The sequence below is a fragment of the Nocardioides gilvus genome (genome assembly GCF_003194605.1).
GTDB lineage: Bacteria > Actinomycetota > Actinomycetes > Propionibacteriales > Nocardioidaceae > Nocardioides > Nocardioides gilvus.
Genome location: NZ_QHKY01000007.1, coordinates 84,566 through 101,088, shown reverse-complemented (window position 1 = coordinate 101,088; position 16,523 = coordinate 84,566). Strand labels below are relative to the sequence as shown.

The following is a 16,523-nucleotide window of genomic DNA, read 5'->3' as shown; positions in this document are numbered from 1 at the left end:
GGTCGGGCCTGCCCACCCGGGCGCAACGCGGTCATCCGGCGGGCAGGGCTCGCCAGCGGGCGAGCAGGTCGTCCTGCAGGCCGAACATCTCCTTGTGCTCCTCAGGCTCCGCGTGGTCATAACCCAGCAGGTGGAGGATGCCGTGGGTGGTCAGGAGCTCGATCTCTGCCCAGGTCCCGTGCCCGGCGCTGTCACCCTGTCGCTCCGCGACCGCCGGACAGAGCACCAGGTCACCCAGGACGCCCTCCTCCGGCTCCTCGTTGACCAGCCCCGGGCGCAACTCGTCCATCGGGAAGGCCAGCACGTCGGTCGGTCCCTCCTTCTCCATCCACTGTGCGTTGAGCTCAGCGATGGTCTCCTCGTCGACCGCCTTGATGCAGAGCTCCGCCTGTGGGTGGACGCGCATCTGCTCCATCACGAACCGACTCAACGCCGACAGGGCGGTCACGTCGATCTCGTGGCCGGACTCGTTGAGGACCTCGATGCTCACGGACGCTTCTCCTTGACTGGCGGGGTGACCTCGGCGGCGGTGGCGGCTTCGCGGCGGGCGTCGTGCTCGTCGTACGCCGCGACGATCCTGCCCACCAGGCGGTGGCGCACGACGTCGTCGCTGTCGAGGCGGTGGAAGGAGAGGTCCTCCACTCCTTCGAGGATCTGCTCCACGACGCGCAGACCCGAGCGCATCCCCCCGGGGAGGTCGATCTGGGTGGTGTCGCCCGTGACCACCATCTTGGACCCGAATCCGAGTCGCGTGAGGAACATCTTCATCTGCTCGGGTGAGGTGTTCTGGGCCTCGTCCAGGATCACGAAGGCCTCGTTGAGCGTACGGCCGCGCATGTAGGCCAGCGGCGCCACCTCGATGGTCCCGGCCGTCATCAGCCTGGGGATCGTCTCCGGATCCATCATGTCGTGCAAAGCGTCGTACAGCGGGCGCAGGTAGGGGTCGATCTTCTCGGTGAGGGTGCCCGGCAGAAAACCGAGGCGTTCACCGGCCTCGACCGCGGGCCGGGTCAGGATGATCCGGCTGACCTCCTGACGCTGCAGCGCCTGCACCGCCTTCGCCATCGCCAAGTAGGTCTTGCCGGTACCGGCCGGACCGATGCCGAAGGTGATCGTGTGATTGTCGATCGCGTCGACGTACTTCTTCTGGTTCAGCGTCTTGGGCCGGATCGTGCGGCCACGGTTCGTCAGGATGTGGTGCCCCAGGACGTCGGCCGGGCGCGCGTCGTCCTCCGCCTTGACCATGGCGATGATGCGCTCGACGGTCTCGGGCGTGATCCCGTGACCGGACCGCACGATCGTGACGACTTCGGAAAGAGCCTTCTCGACCGCCGCGACCTGGTGGATCTCGCCGCTCATGCTGATGCGGTTGCCACGCACGTGGACAGCCACGTCGAAGAGGTCCTCGAGGAGATCGAGGTGGACGTCGGCCGGGCCGAGCACGGCGACCATGTCAACGCTGGAGGGCACCACCAGCGTGTGCTTCGTGGTGAGAGGTGTCTGGGACATGGGGGCCCGGTGTGGGCGGCCTTTCGACGGTGGCGACTGGACCCCCATGTTACGGGAGGCGCTCGATAGCACCCACGGGGTTCGGAATCAGCCGGGCGGCCAGGCCAGCGATCGTCCACCGAGCAGGTGGAGATGGGCGTGGAAGACCGTCTGGCCGGCCCCGGCTCCGGTGTTGAAGACGAGACGGTAGTCGCTGCCCAGGCCGTCCTCGTGGGCCACCGCTGCTGCGGCGGTCACCAGGTCGGACATGGTGCCGGGCTCGACGTCCGCGAGCTCGGCGGCGTTGGCCACGTGCGTACGCGGCACCACCAGGACGTGGGTGGGCGCCTGCGGGTTGGCGTCGCGGAAGGCGACGGTCGTTGCCGTGCGGTGGACGACGGTCGCAGGAATCTCTCCAGCCACGATCCGGCAGAAGATGCAGTCAGCCTCTGTAGTGCTCATGGTCACACCCTAGGCGTGGCACGAGGGGATCGGCTCTTCGACCTTGGAGTGAATCACCCACACGAGGAGCGACCCTTGACTACTCTCGGGTACATGATGAACCTCCCCTCCCAGTCGCGCCGACGTCGCGGGCTCGCTGCCGTGGTGACGGCCACCTTCGTCCTGGCCGGGTGTGGCACCCAAGGGTCCGCCGAGAACGACCCCACCGCGGAATCCACCCCCGCCAGCCAGAGCCCCTCGGAGCCGGAGGAGAGCGAGGAACCCACCGTCACGGTCGCCGCCCCGATCTACTTCGTGGGCGAGGCAGGTGGCAAGGACCGTCTCTTCCGTGAGTTCCGGGAGGTGCAGGGAGTCACTCTCACGGAGGCCGCCCGGCTCGTCGACGGCGGCATGCCTCTCGACACCGACTACCGCACCCTGTGGCCCGGGGGGACCGTGCTCTCCGCCGAGGCTGGACGCAAGGTCATCACGGTCCAGCTCAACGGTGACATCTCCACCGGGCTCGCCCGCGGCATGAAGGAAGGCGACGCACAACTGGCCATCCAGCAGATGGTGCGCACTCTCCAGGGCGTCGAGCAGAGCCAGGCGCCCGTGCGCTTCGTACGTCCCGCTGCGGAGCCTGCTGCCGATGAGGAGGGCGCACCCGAGACCCAGCCCGGCGCTGAGCCGTCCAACACCCTCTTCGGGATCGACATCACGGAGCCGTTCCGCGCCTCGAAGTGGAACCAGAGCCTCGCCATGGTCAACGTCACCGTCCCCACGCAGGGTCAGGCAGTGAGCGGCGACGTGCTCGACGCGGAAGGGGTGGCCAGCTCCCCCGAGGCCAACGTGCCGTGGCAGATCCTGCGCGAGGACGAGGTCGTGCTCGAGGGCTACGCCACCGCCGACGGCTGGATGGATGCTCTCCACCCGTGGGCGACCAGCATCGACGTCTCGGAGTTGGCCCCGGGTGACTACACCTTTGTGGCCTCCACCGACGACCCCTCGGACGGCGAACGAGGAGCCAGGGTGACGAGCGACAGCAAGGACTTCACGCTCGACTGAGCCAGCTGGAGCTGACCGGTGACGTCAGGGCTGTTGGCTGCCCCAGCGGGGGGTACGTGCCAGCAGCGCGCCGACCGCGACGACACCCGCTGTCGACGTGCGCAACACTTCTGCACCCAGACGTACGGAGACCGCGCCCGCCGCAGTGAATGCCTCGAGCTCCTCGGGCGCGACACCGCCCTCGGGGCCCACCACGACGAGCACCTCACCAGAGATCGGCAGGGTGATCGCCGAGAGCGGAGCAGTCGCGTCCTCGTGCAGCACCAGGGCAGTGTCAGCGCCCGCGACCAGTGCGCAGACCTCCGCCGTGCTCGCCAGCGCAGTCACCTCCGGGTGCCAGACCCGGCGTGACTGCTTGGCCGCCTCACGCGCGGTGGCGCTCCACTTCGCACGCGACTTCAGGGCGCGCTCACCCCGCCACACGGCCACCGACCTAGAGGCCGCCCACGGCACGATCCTGTCGACCCCGACCTCGGTGAGGACCTCGACAGCCAACTCACCGCGCTCACCCTTGGGCAGCGCCTGGACGACGGTGACGCGCGGCTCGGCGTGCGCGACGCGGGACACCTCTTCGACCCCGACGCCGAAGACCCGCTTGCCGGTGGTGGCAACCGTTCCGGTCACCGCGCTCCCGACGCCGTCGGTCAGGACCACTCGCTCCCCCACCGCCAGCCGTCGCACGGCCACGGCGTGGTGCGCCTCGTCCCCGGTCACCTCCACCAGGTCCCCCACGCGGACGGAACCGAGCTCATCGACGAGGTGGACGGGCAGCGACATCGGTGGCTCCTCGGCTCAGTTGGCGCCGAAGGCGTCGCGAAGACGCCCGAAGACCGACTTCGACGCACTGCGCACGGTGCCTTCGGGCGCCTCCTCGCCACGCAGAGCTGCCAATTCGCGCAGCAACTCCTCCTGGCGGGCGTCGAGCTTGGTCGGGGTCTCGACGACGACGGTGACGATGAGGTCGCCGCGTCCGCCGCGCAGGCCGGGCACACCCAGCCCGCGCAGGACCTGCTCGGTCCCGGACTGCGTACCGGGCTTGATGTCGAGCTCGTGCGTGGTGGTGGTCTCCGGGTCGGCAGACTCCAGGTCAGCCTCCAACAACGCCAAGGTCACCGACGTGCCCAACGCGGCTGCGGTCATCGGGACCGAGACGGTGCAGTGCAGGTCGTTGCCGTGACGGACGAAGGTGGCGTGCTCCGCGACCCGGATCTCGACGTACAGGTCGCCGGCCGGGCCGCCGCCGGGGCCGACCTCGCCCTGCTCGGAGAGCTGGACCCGGGTGCCGTCGTCGACGCCGGCAGGGATCTTGACGTTCAGGGTGCGGCGGGACCGGACGCGACCGTCACCGGCGCACTCGCGGCAGGGGTCGGGGATGGTCGAGCCGTAGCCACGGCAGGCAGCACAGGGGCGGAGCGTACGGACCTCACCGAGGAACGAACGCTGCACCTGTGCGACCTCGCCGGCGCCGTGGCACTGCGCACAGGTCACCGGCTCGGTGCCCGGGGCGGTCCCGGCCCCCTGACAGGTCGCGCAGTGGACCGCAGTGTCGACCTTGATCTCCCGGGTGACACCGAATGCCGCCTGTGCGAGGTCGATCTCGATCGCGATGAGGGCGTCCTGCCCACGTCGCATCCGCGGACGGGGACCGCGGCCACCACCGCCGCCGCCCGGGGCCGCACCGCCGAAGAAGGCGTCCATGATGTCGGTGAAGGAGAACCCCGCCCCCTGGCCGAAGCCGGCGGCGCCGCCACCGAAGGGGTCGCCACCCCGGTCGTAGTGGGCACGCTTCTGCGGGTCGGAGAGCACCTCGTAGGCGCTCGTCACCTGCTTGAACTTCTCCTGGCTCTCCGGGTCAGGGTTGACGTCGGGGTGGAGTTGGCGCGCCAGCTTGCGGTAGGCCTTCTTGATCTGGTCGGCGTCAGCGTCGCGGGCGACACCGAGCAGTTCGTACAGGTCGTGGCTCAACGTAGGTCCTCGTGGTCGTTCGGTGTGGTGCGGTGCGGTGGATCAGTGATGTCTGGCTCGACGCCGGATCAGGACTCGTCGAGGATGCGCGAGACGTACCGGGCCACGGCTCGCACCGTGGCCATCGTGCTCGGGTAGTCCATGCGGGTCGGGCCCAGGACCCCCAGGCTGGCCGGTGAGTCACGCCCGGGTCCGTATCCCGAGGAGACGACGCTGGTGGCCGCGAACTGGCTGAACGGGCCCTCGGTCCCGATACGTACGGTCAGCGCACCGTGAGTGCTCGCCTCACCCAACAACTTGAGCAGGGTGACATGTTCCTCCATCGCCTCGAGCAGGGGGCGCACCGAGGTCTCGAAGGTGTCGCCGTACCGAGCCAGGTGGGCAGTCCCGGAGACGGCGACGCGGTCGTCCCGGCTGTGGTCGGACATGGCCTCGACGAGGGTCTCGACGACCGGCCCGAAGAGCGGAGCGGAGTCGAGCGGGATCTCCTCGAGGAGCCCACCGAGGGCCGTCGAGGCGTCCGCGATCCGCTGACCGGCGGCGACCCGGTTGACGCCGGTCCGCAGGTCGGCAAGGCGCGAGTCGTCCAACGTCTCGGTGCCGAGCTCGACCGCGCGCTGCTCCACGCGACCGTTCGAGAGGATCAGGACCACCAACAACCGGCTCGGTGCCAGCGCCACGAACTCGACGTGTCGCACCGTGCTGCTCGACAGCGTCGGGTACTGCACGACGGCGACCTGCTGGGTCAGCTGCGAGAGCGTACGGACGGATCGCTGCACGACGTCGTCCAGGTCGACCGCGCCGTCGAGGAATGTGGAGATCGCGCGCTTCTCCGCCGCCGACATCGGTTTCAGCGTGGCCAGGCGGTCGACGAAGAGTCGGTAGCCCTTGTCGGTGGGCACCCTGCCGGCGCTGGTGTGGGGCTGGTGGATGAAGCCCTCCTCCTCCAGCGCCGCCATGTCGTTGCGCACCGTCGCCGGGGAGACCCCCAGCCCGTGGCGTTCGACCAGTGCCTTCGACCCCACCGGCTCCTCGGTGGCGACGTAGTCCTCGACGATCGCGCGGAGGACGGCGAGCTTTCGGTCCTGCGACATCGGCTCCTCCTGTCCTGATGGAACTCACGTGATCGGACGACGGCCTACCCAGCACCTTCTTTGGCACTCAGACCAGACGAGTGCCAGTCTAACCACCGACCCCGAAGCCTGCGCACCCCGCGCGACTAGGCTCACACCATGACTGGCGCCTTCCACGAAGTGTCCGACCGGGTCTGGGTCTCGCGGCGCGAGTGGTTGGACACCACCGCCGCCGTCATCGCAGGTCAGGACGGAGTCCTCCTCGTCGACACCCACGGCTCGACCCGGGCCGGCCGGGCGCTGGTCGACGACGTCCGGGCCCTCGGCATCGGTGAGGTCACGGGCGTGGTGAACACCCATTGGCACTTCGACCACACCTTCGGCAACCGGGCCGTGCTCGACGCGTACGGCCCCGTGCCTGTGTACGCCCACGAGGAGGCCTGCGCCGAGTTGGAGAAGTTCGGTCCCGGCGCGCTGGCGACGCGGGCGGTGGTCGGCCACCCGGAGAGCGAGGGTCACCACGAAGAGGTGGGCGAGACCGAGATCGCGCTTCCCACGCACACCTTCTCCTCGGTCCGGATCCTCGACCTCGGCGACCGGCAGGTCGAGCTCGTGCACCCGGGGCGTGGGCACACCGCAGGAGACCTCGTGGTCAACGTCCCTGACGCCGGTGTCCTGATCGCTGGCGACCTCGTCGAGCAGTCCGGCGCTCCGTGCTTCGGTGAGGACTCGTGGCCCCTGGACTGGCCCCTCGCCCTCGACTTCGTACTCGGGATGTTGCGACCCGAGACCGTGGTCGTCCCCGGACACGGCGGCTCCGTCGACCTCGCGTACGTCCAGGAGCAGCGCGGCGCGATCGGCGTGGTCGCAGAGACGATCCGCGACCTGGCCGGACGCGGGGTACGCGTCGAGGACGCCCTGGGAGCCGCCCAGTGGCCCTACCTGCCTGAAGGACTCGGCCACGCCGTGGCGCGCGGCTACCAGCACCTGCCCCGCAGCCAGAAGCGACTGCCGCTGATCTGACGTCGGAGGCCTCGCCCCGTCCGCGATGATCCGCGGCACGCCGTGGGGCCTGACGGGTCCGGTCGGCGCTGCGCCCTAGCGTTGGCACGTGTCTTCTCCCACTGATCGCTACGGTTCCGACGTCCTCTCCGGCGACTGGCGCGCACCCGTGCGTGGCCGCGCGAAGGAGCAGCCCGCCGAGATCGGCCTGGTGGTCGAGGAGGTGACCACCGAGTGGTGCGGAGAGATCGTCGGCATCGACCGGGACCTGCGGACGATCACCCTCGAGGACCGCAAGTACCGACGACGCACCTTCCCGATGGGGCCCGGCTACCTGATCGAGGGGTCGCCGGTGATCCTCACGGCGCCGGTGCAGGTTGCGGCCCCCGCGAGGGCAACGCGCACCGCCTCGGGTTCGGTGGCCGTGCACGACGTCAAGGCCCGGGTGGCGCGACAGAGCCGGATCTTCGTCGAGGGACGACATGACGCCGAACTGGTCGAGAAGGTGTGGGGCGACGACCTGCGCATCGAGGGCGTGGTGGTCGAGTTCCTCGGTGGTGTCGACGACCTCGCAGAGCACCTCCGAGCGTTCAAGCCCGGCCCTGACCGCCGCGTCGGTGTGCTGGTCGACCACCTCGTGCCCGGTTCCAAGGAGAGCCGCATCGCGCAGTCGGTGATGCGCTCGGACGTGGGCAAGCACGTGCTCATCGTCGGGCACCCTTTCATCGACGTGTGGCAGGCAGTCAAGCCGGAGCGACTGGGCTTCGACCGCTGGCCGGACGTGCCGCGGAGCATCGAGTGGAAGAAGGGGACCTGCCAACTGCTCGGCTGGCCGCATCGCGACCAGACCGACATCGCGCGTGCCTGGAAGCACATCCTCGGCGGCGTCCGTGGCTTCCAGGATCTCGACCCGACGCTGCTCGGTAGGGTGGAGGAACTGATCGACTTCGTCACTGCGCAGTGACAGTCAGAGTTCCTAGGAGGGAACCATGACCCACCCCGAACAACCCGGTGTCCCCGATCCTCAGCAGCCGCCCCAGTACGGCGCACCGCAGTACGGGCAGCAGCCAGCCTCAGGGCAGCAGCCGTACGGCGCCCCCCAGTACGGGCAGCAGCCGTACGGTCAGCAGCCCGCACCGGGGCAGTCCGCGGGTCAACTCACACCCAACGAGGAGCGCTTCTGGGCCAGCGCCGCCCACTGGGGCGCGTTGGTCGCGGGATTCGTCACCGGCATCTTCGCGTGGCTCGTGCCGCTCGTCGTGATGCTGCTCAAGGGGAACGACTCACCCTTCGTGCGTCGTCAGGCGGTCGAGTCGCTGAACTTCCAGATCTCGATGTTCATCTACATCGCCGTCTCGGCGGTGCTGCTGTTGGCGCTGGTCGGTTTCATCCTGCTCCCGATCGTCGGCATCTGGTGGCTCGTGGGCACGATCCTCGGCGCGATCAAGGCGAACAACGGCGAGGAGAACCACTTCAAGCTGATCTTCAGATTCGTGAGCTGACCTCCACCTCACTCCGCCGGACGACCCGGTCGCTGTCGCGGCTGGGTCGTGCGGCCCCGGTGGCGGTTCAGTCGACGAGCAGGTCGCGCACGACCCCGTCCGCCAGCAGGCGACCCTGCTGAGTGAGGACCAGGCGGTCGTCGACAACTTCGACCAGACCCTTGGCGACCTGATCCGGAACTGCTGCGCGCCCATGGGCGTCCAGCACGTCGATCGCCAGGCCGTCCACCAGCCGCAACTCCAGGAGTACCCGCTCGACGTGACGTTCTGAGTCACTGAGCACTTCGCGCCCCTGGGCGGGGCTGAGACCTTCGAGGAGTCGCTGTGCATAGGCAGCCGGATGCTTGACGTTCCAGAAGCGCACTCCCCCGACGTGGGAATGGGCTCCGGGACCGACGCCCCACCAGTCAGTGCCTCGCCAGTAGCCCATGTTGTGCTGGCACCGGCTCTGCTCGCCACGGGCCCAGTTCGACACCTCGTACCAGCTCAGGCCGGCCGCCGTGAGGCGCTCGTCGGCCAGGAGATACTTGTCCGCCAGGTCGTCCTCGTCCGGCATGGGGAGCTCGCCGCGACGCACCCGTCGGGCCAGGGCGGTGCCCTGCTCCACGATCAACGAGTAGGCAGATATGTGGTCGGGTTCACTGCTGAGCGCGGCCTCCAACGACGTCGCCCAGTCGGCGGTCGACTCTCCCGGCGTGCCGTAGATGAGATCGAGGCTGATCTCCTCGAAGCCGGCTGCGCGGGCCCACTCCACGGCCTGGGGCACCCGAAGGGGGTCATGGGTCCGGTCAAGGGTCGCCAGCACGTGAGGCACTGCAGACTGCATCCCGAAGGAGAGTCTGGTGAATCCGCCCTCGCGCAGGACAGCCAGGCTCTGCGGCGTCACGGAGTCCGGGTTCGCTTCAGTGGTGACCTCTGCGCCCGGCGCCAGACCGATCTCGAGGTCGATGGAGCGCAACACGGCGACCAGGTCCGGTGCAGGGAGCAGTGTCGGAGTGCCCCCACCGAAGAAGACGGTCGAGACACCACCTTCCCTCGTCCCCATGACCCTGCGGGCCAACCGCACCTCTTCGATGGCGGCACCGGCGTACGTGGCGATCGAGGCACCAGCGACGTCACCGAGCTCGGGGGCCGTGTAGGTGTTGAAGTCGCAGTAGCCGCAACGCACCCGGCAGAAGGGCACGTGGACGTAGAAGCCGAGTTTACGCTGCTCCGCACCGTCCAGCGCGAAGGACGGCAGGGAGCCGTCGCGGGGGGCTGGATCCGTGTCGGGCAGGGCTTGGGGCACAGCTCATCTGACCACAACGCGGAGCCCGGTCAGAAATGCCGACGGACGTCGACACCCGGTGACCTGCACCGGTGTGTCGACGCCCGCGGAGCGCCGATGGATCAGGCGTACATCTCGTCGATCATGCCCTGGTAGTTGGCCTGGACGACGTTGCGCTTGACCTTCATGGACGGGGTCAGCTCGCCCGACTCGATGGTCAGGTCGTGGTCGAGGAGACGCCACTTCTTGATGGTCTCCCAACGGTTGAGCTGGGAGTTGGTCTCCTGCACGTACCCCTCGACCATCTCCTGCACCTGGGGGCTGGAGACGATCTCGGTGTAGGACTTGCCGCTCATCCCGTTCTCCTCGGCCCAGGCGCCGATGGCGTCGGGGTCGAGCGTGACTAGTGCGACGCAGTACTGGTGGCCCTCACCGAAGACCATGAACTGGCTCGCGTACGGGCAGACAGCCTTGAACTTGGCCTCGATCGCCGGCGGGGCGACGTACTTGCCGCCGGAGGTCTTGAAGAGCTCCTTGATGCGGCCGGTGATGGTGAGCAGGCCGTCCTCGTCGAGGGAGCCCTTGTCGCCGGTGTGGAACCAGCCGTCGGCCGAAAGCGAGCGCGAGGTCTCCTCGGGAAGGTTGTGGTAACCCTCCATGACGCCGGGCCCCTTGATCTGGACCTCGTCGCCGTCTCCGAGACGGACCTCGGTGCCCGGGAACGGCCGACCGACAGTGCCGAACTTGTTGGTGTCGGGGTGGTTGACGAACGCACCGGCCGAGGTCTCGGTGAGGCCGTAACCCTCGAGGATCTGGATGCCCGCGACGTTGAAGAACTGGGCGATGTCGCTGTTGAGAGCGGCTGCGCCCGAGATGAAGAAGCGCACGCGGCCACCGAAGCGGGCCCGGATCTTGGAGTAGACCAACTTGTCGAAGAGGTTGCGCTGGAAGTTGAGCCCGGCGGGGATCTTCTCTCCGGCCTCCTTGCGACGCTCGACCTCGCGACCGACCTCGAAGGCCTTGTTGAAGATCTTCTCCTTGAGGCCACCCTCGGCCTCCTGCATGGTGACGATGCGGCCGTAGGCCTTCTCGAAGATGCGCGGGGCAGCACCCATGAAGGTCGGCTGCACGACTGCGAGGTTGTCGACGATCTTGTCGACCCGGCCGTCGATGGCGGTCGCGAAGCCGCAGGCCATCTGCGTCGACATGAGGACCTTGCCGAAGACGTGGGCCATCGGCAGCCACAGGAACTGCAGGTCGTCCTCACTGAGGATGTTCATCGACTGGATCGCGGAGCCCTCGTAGACCCACGAGGAGTGCTTCAGTCGGACGCCCTTGGGGCGGCCGGTCGTGCCCGAGGTGTAGACGAGGGTCGCCAGCTGGTCAGGGCTGATGCTCGCGGCCTTCTGCTCCAGCAGTCCCGGGTTCGCAGCGAGGTGCGCCTCGCCGAGAGCCGCGAGCTCGTCCAGGCTGATCACCCAGTCGCCGTCGGTGGCACCGTCGAAGGTGATGACCTTGGCGACGTAGGGCAGTTCGGACTTGCGGTTGCGCAGCTTGGCGATCTGCTCGTCGTCCTCGGCGAAGACCAGGCGGCACTCACTGTCGGCGAGGATGTAGGCCGTGTCCTCCTCGTTGGTCGTCGGGTAGACAGTCGTGGTCGCGCCGGCTGAGGCGCCGATCGCGAGGTCAGCGAGGAGCCACTCGTAGCGGGTGCCGGACGTGATGCCGACGCGCATCTCGGGCTGCAGGCCCAATGCCAGGAGACCGCCTGCCAGCTTGCTGACCACCTCACCCGCCTGGGCCCAGGTGACGGACTCCCAGGTCTCTGCCTTCGTCGGGTAGCGGAACGCCTCCCGGTCGGCTGACTTGGCGACCCGGTCCCAGAACTGCACGGCCGTGTTCGGCAGCATCGTGTCCAAGAAACTGGTGTCATACGTGATGGGCATGCGTCTCCCCTGCAATCGTTGGTGCCTTGGGCGCACTCGACGCCCGCGCTGACCTTGTGGGACGTAACCTAGATCACTCTCGAACTCATCGGTAGCCTTTCCACACTCTGAATAAAAAGTCCAGACCGAAACGACCTCTGGGGAGAGTTCACGGCGCCGGACGGCGGCATGACTCAGCGCACCGACGTCCCGGTGGGCACCAGGGACGTCGGTGCGAGTGATGACGCCTACTTCTTGGGGTCGGTGCCGCCCCCACTGGTGGACAGGGCAGCCACGAAGGCCTCCTGGGGCACCTCGACGCGACCGACCATCTTCATCCGCTTCTTGCCTTCCTTCTGCTTCTCGAGCAGTTTGCGCTTACGACTGATGTCGCCGCCGTAGCACTTGGCAAGCACGTCCTTGCGAATGGCGCGGATGTTCTCGCGGGCGATGACGCGTGCGCCGATCGCCGCCTGGATGGGAACCTCGAACTGCTGTCGCGGGATGAGTTCCTTCAACTTCGACGCCATCATCACGCCGTAGTTGTACGACGCGTCACGGTGGACGATCGCGGAGAACGCATCCACGGGCTCCCCCTGGAGCAGGATGTCGACCTTGACCAGGTCAGCAGCCTGGTCGCCCTTGCGCTCGTAGTCGAGCGAGGCGTAGCCCTTGGTGCGCGACTTCAACTGGTCGAAGAAGTCGAAGACGATGTCGCCCATCGGCAACGTGTACCGCATCTCGACGCGGTCCTCGGAGAGGTAGTCCATGCCCAGCAGCGTTCCGCGCTTGGTCTGGCACAGCTCCATGATCGTGCCGATGTAGTCCGACGGCGACAGGATGGTGGCCCGCACGACGGGCTCCCGGATCTCGTGGACCTTGCCATCGGGGAACTCGCTCGGGTTGGTCACCTCGATCTCGGTGCCGTCCTCCATGATCACGTCGTAGACCACGTTGGGGGCGGTCGAGATCAGGTCGAGGTTGAACTCACGCTCCAGACGATCCCGCGTGATCTCCATGTGCAGCAGACCGAGGAAGCCACACCGGAATCCGAATCCCAGGGCGCCGGAGGTCTCGGGCTCGTAGGTGAGCGCGGCGTCGTTGAGCTGGAGCTTCTCCAGGGCCTCACGCAGGTCGCCGAACTGGTCGCCGTCGAGGGGGTAGAGCCCTGAGTAGACCATCGGGTTCGGGTGCTTGTAACCACCCAGCGACTCGGTGGCGCCGTGGTGCTGGGTCGTGATCGTGTCACCGACCCGGGACTGTCGTACGTCCTTGACCCCGGTGATCACGTAGCCGACCTCGCCGACCCCGATCTTGTCGGACTTGACGGCCTCAGGGCTGATCACCCCGAGCTCGAGGAGCTCGTGGGTGGCATTGGTCGACATCATCCGGATGCGGTCCCGGTGGGTGAGCTCACCGTCGATGACCCGAACGTAGGTGATGACCCCCCGGTAGGTGTCATAGACGGAGTCGAAGATCAGGGCGCGGGCGGGATTGTCCTTCTCCCCGACCGGCGGCGGGGTCTGCTTGACGATCTCGTTCAGCAGCTCCTCGACGCCGACACCGCTCTTGGCGCTGACTCGCAGGACGTCCTCGGGCTCGCAGCCGACCAGGCCGGCCAGCTCAGCGGCGTACTTCTCGGGGTTGGCGCTCGGCAGGTCGATCTTGTTGAGCACCGGGATGATGTGGAGATCGGCTGCCATGGCCAGGTAGAGGTTGGCGAGTGTCTGCGCCTCGATGCCCTGCGCTGCGTCGACCAGCAGGACGGCCGCCTCACACGCCTCCAACGACCGCGACACCTCGTAGGTGAAGTCGACGTGCCCGGGGGTGTCGATCATGTTGAGCACATAGGTGCCCGGTCCGGCATCGATGTCGTGGAGCCCTGCGGCTTCCTCGGTGACGGTCCACGGCATCCGGACGGCCTGGCTCTTGATCGTGATGCCGCGCTCGCGCTCGATGTCCATCCGGTCGAGGTACTGGGCCCGGGCAGCTCGCGCGTCCACGACCCCGGTCAACTGGAGCATCCGGTCGGCCAACGTCGACTTGCCGTGGTCGATGTGGGCGATGATGCAGAAGTTCCGCAGGATCGACGCGGGAGTCTCTCCGGGCTTCGGGGCTGAAGATGCAGACACAGATGACTTTCGGGTACGACGTGCACGACGGGTCGCGCCATTCTCCCATGCGCGACGTACGTAGCCGAACCCCCGGACCCCAGCAGACGCGCCGACGACGCGGCGGAGCGCGCTCGTCCGTGCTCTGCGTCGGGCAGGATGAGCCGGTGGTCTCCCCTCCCTCGTATCCGGTCCCACCCCTGGGCAGCGCCTGTCGCCTCGAGTGGGCCCATCTACCTCCCATGCTGCGCGCCGACATCGAGGCCCGGTGTGGGGCTCCGGTCACCGCGGCGCGGTCGATCGAGGCCGGGTTCACCCCCGGAATGGCTGCCGTCCTCACCTGCGCGGACGGCTCTCACCACTTCGTCAAGGCGGCGTCACACCGAGCACAGCGATCGTTCGCGGCCTCGTACGTGGAGGAGGTGCGCCACCTGCGGACCCTGCCGCGCGCGACCCCCGCCCCAGCGCTGCTGTGGGCGCTGGAGGACAGCGAGTGGATCGTCTTCTCGACCGAGTACGTCGCTGCACCCCCGGTGGCCCGTCCCTGGGCGCGGGAGGATCTCGACGCCTGCCTCGACGCGTTGGCCGACGTCGCCGAGAAGTTCACTCCGGCTCCGGCAGGGATGGGCCTGCGTACGTTCGCCGCGGAGACCGCCTCCTGGAGCCAGGCGTGGCAGACCGTACGCCTGCCGAGCCACCCCGGGCGCCGTGCGGAGGCGGCTGCGCTCGCCTCCCGGGCCGACGAGCTGTTGCGCGGCCAGACCTTGGTGCACGGCGATCTGCGGGCCGACAACGCCATGGTGACCCCCGCCGGCACCGCGATCTTCTGCGACTGGAACTGGCCGGCGACCGGTCCGGCGTGGCTCGACTCCTGGATGCTCCTGGTCGGCCCCTACGGTGACGGCCTCGACGTGGAGGCCGTCATCACCAACCGCCCGCTGCTGCGCGATGCCCCGTCCGAGGCCGTCGATTCGCTCCTGGCCCTGATGGCGGGGTACTTTCTCCGGGCAGGGTGTGGGCCGGTTCCGCCGAGCTCACCGCACGTGCGTGACCACCAGCACTGGACGGGAACGATCTGCTGGCTCTGGCTGGCAGAACGCCGCCGGTGGTGACAACCGTCGTTGCACCCGGACCGATTCGTCGGGACGTGAGCAAACTCCGCTGGCCCGTCTGGACCCGCCACACAGCATCGCCGCTCTTCCCGGAACGGCACGCCCAGGGACCAGGCACTCACCTTCCAGTTGACGAACGAGGAATCTCTCATGGCAAACATCAAGTCCCAGATTAAGCGCAACAAGCAGAGCGCGAAGGCTCACGAGCGCAACAAGGCCGTCAAGACTGGTCTCAAGAGCGCCGTCCGCAAGTTCCGTGAGGCCGTCGCCGCGGGCGACAAGGATGCAGCCGTCATTGCTGGCCGCGAGGCCGCACGCAAGCTCGACAAGGCCGCCTCGAAGGGTGTCATCCACCGCAACCAGGCTGCCAACCGCAAGTCCTCGATCGCGAAGCAGTCCGCCGCTCTCTGAGCCGGACCCGCCGTCGTCGAAGGCGTCGTACTCCCTCGTGGGGTACGGCGCCTTCTGCGTTCCCGGGCCGCTCAACGGGACGAGGTCGACCTCGCCGTCCACTGCCCGTCACGGGGTGGCCGAGAGGTCAGAGGAACCTGCTCACTGCCGCCGCAGTCCGGAGACCGTGAGGACGAGCCGTTCCAGGGTGTAGTTGGCGTCGTGGGCGGCGCCCTTGATGTCTGCATCAGCCCGAGCCACTGCACGCAACGCTTCGGAGATGCCTGCTTCGTCCCATCCGCGCGCCTGGGACCGGATGGTCTTGACCTTCCAGGGCGGGACACCGAGGTCGCGGGCCAGGTCACCGTCGCGGCCCCCACGCGAGTGTGCGCCGAGGAACCGCGCCACCCCCCGGACCGACCCGGCCACTGCAGAGGTCACCAACACCGAGGGGGTGCCGCCGTCGAGCGCCCACCGGAGCTCCTCCAGAGCCTGCGCCGTGTGCCCGGACATCGTGGCGTCCGCGACCGCGAACGACTTGGCCTCGGCCCGACCACCGAAGTACCGCTTCACGACGTCCACGGTGATCTGTTCGTCCGGGAAGTCGCTGGTCAGTTGCGATGCGGCCGCCGCCAGGGACCTGAGGTCCTGACCTACGGCCACCACCAGGAACTCCAGGGCCTCGGGGGTCACCCTGGCCCGGAGCTGGGCGAACTCGGAGGCCGCGAACTTCTGGAAGTCAGCTGCGTACTTGACCTCGTCCGCCTTGACCTCGGTGACAGAGCCGAGCTTGCGCAACTTGGCGAGCAGCCCGCTGCCCTTGGACCCACCACCGTGCATGAGGACCAGCGCCACGTCCTCGACCGGCGCTGCCGCGTAACGGAGCACCTGGTCGTACAACTCGTCCGACAGGTCCTCCAGCCCGCGCACGACCGCACACCGGGTCGCGGAGAAGAGGGACGGGGCCGACATCTCCTCGAGCGAGGAGGCGGTCAGCTCCGAAGCGAGTGAGTCCGAGAACTCGCCCTCGGGGTCGTGTGCCTGAACGGCCCGACGCACGGAGCCCACGGTCCGTTCGTTGAGGAACTCCTCCTTGCCGGTCACCAGCGTGACGCGACCGAGGACCTGCGATGCGTGGGGAGCCTGAGCCATGGTGGGTCCAGCCTGCCACATCCGGGGGGT

At 68.2% G+C, this 16,523-nt stretch carries 16 protein-coding genes; 6 read left to right on the top strand and 10 right to left on the bottom strand.

Features of this window, described 5'->3' with window-relative positions; all coding sequences use genetic code 11:
- Positions 1–31 precede the first annotated feature (31 nt).
- The 3 genes from ybeY to DNK52_RS15735 form a co-directional block, all read right to left on the bottom strand.
- Positions 32–490, bottom strand: coding sequence for an rRNA maturation RNase YbeY (gene ybeY / locus DNK52_RS15745; RefSeq protein WP_110241990.1), 459 nt, complete (start codon positions 488–490; stop codon positions 32–34).
- A complete protein-coding gene (locus tag DNK52_RS15740; RefSeq protein WP_110241989.1) occupies positions 487–1,509 on the bottom strand; it encodes a PhoH family protein in 1,023 nt (340 codons plus the stop codon). Before DNK52_RS15740 ends, ybeY begins: the two co-directional genes overlap by 4 nt.
- Before the next feature lie 87 nt (positions 1,510–1,596).
- Positions 1,597–1,950 carry a histidine triad nucleotide-binding protein gene (locus DNK52_RS15735; RefSeq protein ID WP_110242033.1) on the bottom strand — a complete coding sequence of 118 codons (354 nt, stop codon included), beginning with the start codon at positions 1,948–1,950 and terminating at the stop codon, positions 1,597–1,599.
- Between the two features lie 93 nt (positions 1,951–2,043).
- Here DNK52_RS15735 and DNK52_RS15730 point away from each other — a divergent pair, with 93 nt between their 5' ends.
- A complete protein-coding gene (locus DNK52_RS15730) occupies positions 2,044–2,994 on the top strand; it encodes a Gmad2 immunoglobulin-like domain-containing protein (RefSeq protein WP_110241988.1) in 951 nt (316 codons plus the stop codon).
- 24 nt (positions 2,995–3,018) lie between these two features.
- Here DNK52_RS15730 and DNK52_RS15725 read toward each other — a convergent pair whose 3' ends face one another.
- From DNK52_RS15725 to hrcA, 3 genes are all read right to left on the bottom strand, one after another.
- On the bottom strand, positions 3,019–3,771 hold the full coding sequence (locus DNK52_RS15725) for a 16S rRNA (uracil(1498)-N(3))-methyltransferase (protein WP_110241987.1): 753 nt from the start codon (positions 3,769–3,771) through the stop codon (positions 3,019–3,021).
- 15 nt (positions 3,772–3,786) lie between these two features.
- Positions 3,787–4,959, bottom strand: a complete 1,173-nt coding sequence (gene dnaJ, locus DNK52_RS15720) for a molecular chaperone DnaJ (protein ID WP_110241986.1) — start codon at positions 4,957–4,959, stop codon at positions 3,787–3,789.
- A 68-nt stretch (positions 4,960–5,027) separates the two neighbouring features.
- On the bottom strand, positions 5,028–6,053 hold the full coding sequence (hrcA, locus tag DNK52_RS15715) for a heat-inducible transcriptional repressor HrcA (RefSeq protein ID WP_110241985.1): 1,026 nt from the start codon (positions 6,051–6,053) through the stop codon (positions 5,028–5,030).
- A gap of 138 nt (positions 6,054–6,191) precedes the next feature.
- Here hrcA and DNK52_RS15710 point away from each other — a divergent pair, with 138 nt between their 5' ends.
- The 3 genes from DNK52_RS15710 to DNK52_RS15700 all read left to right on the top strand — a co-directional run bounded on the left by DNK52_RS15710 (position 6,192) and on the right by DNK52_RS15700 (position 8,536).
- Positions 6,192–7,055, top strand: coding sequence for an MBL fold metallo-hydrolase (locus tag DNK52_RS15710; RefSeq protein WP_110241984.1), 864 nt, complete (start codon positions 6,192–6,194; stop codon positions 7,053–7,055).
- Positions 7,056–7,143: 88 nt separating this feature from the next.
- Positions 7,144–7,998 (top strand): DUF3097 domain-containing protein, encoded by an 855-nt coding sequence (locus DNK52_RS15705; RefSeq protein WP_110241983.1) that lies wholly within the window; start codon positions 7,144–7,146, stop codon positions 7,996–7,998.
- Positions 7,999–8,023: 25 nt separating this feature from the next.
- Entirely contained in the window at positions 8,024–8,536 is a 513-nt protein-coding gene (locus DNK52_RS15700) for a DUF4870 domain-containing protein (protein WP_110241982.1), read from the top strand.
- A 67-nt stretch (positions 8,537–8,603) separates the two neighbouring features.
- Here DNK52_RS15700 and hemW read toward each other — a convergent pair whose 3' ends face one another.
- From hemW to lepA, 3 genes are all read right to left on the bottom strand, one after another.
- Complete coding sequence (gene hemW / locus DNK52_RS15695) at positions 8,604–9,824, bottom strand: radical SAM family heme chaperone HemW (protein ID WP_110241981.1); 1,221 nt, start codon at positions 9,822–9,824, stop codon at positions 8,604–8,606.
- A gap of 101 nt (positions 9,825–9,925) precedes the next feature.
- The gene (locus tag DNK52_RS15690; RefSeq protein WP_110241980.1) at positions 9,926–11,749 is read right to left on the bottom strand and encodes an AMP-dependent synthetase/ligase; all 1,824 of its coding nucleotides are present in this window, start codon (positions 11,747–11,749) and stop codon (positions 9,926–9,928) included.
- A gap of 227 nt (positions 11,750–11,976) precedes the next feature.
- Complete coding sequence (gene lepA, locus DNK52_RS15685) at positions 11,977–13,860, bottom strand: translation elongation factor 4 (RefSeq protein WP_110241979.1); 1,884 nt, start codon at positions 13,858–13,860, stop codon at positions 11,977–11,979.
- A 146-nt stretch (positions 13,861–14,006) separates the two neighbouring features.
- Between lepA and DNK52_RS15680 the strand changes: the two genes are divergently transcribed.
- Both DNK52_RS15680 and rpsT read left to right on the top strand, forming a co-directional pair.
- Positions 14,007–14,951 carry a phosphotransferase gene (locus DNK52_RS15680; RefSeq protein WP_239455744.1) on the top strand — a complete coding sequence of 315 codons (945 nt, stop codon included), beginning with the start codon at positions 14,007–14,009 and terminating at the stop codon, positions 14,949–14,951.
- A gap of 150 nt (positions 14,952–15,101) precedes the next feature.
- Complete coding sequence (gene rpsT, locus DNK52_RS15675) at positions 15,102–15,362, top strand: 30S ribosomal protein S20 (RefSeq protein WP_110241977.1); 261 nt, start codon at positions 15,102–15,104, stop codon at positions 15,360–15,362.
- Between the two features lie 141 nt (positions 15,363–15,503).
- Here rpsT and holA read toward each other — a convergent pair whose 3' ends face one another.
- Complete coding sequence (gene holA / locus DNK52_RS15670) at positions 15,504–16,493, bottom strand: DNA polymerase III subunit delta (RefSeq protein ID WP_239455742.1); 990 nt, start codon at positions 16,491–16,493, stop codon at positions 15,504–15,506.
- Positions 16,494–16,523 lie beyond the last annotated feature (30 nt).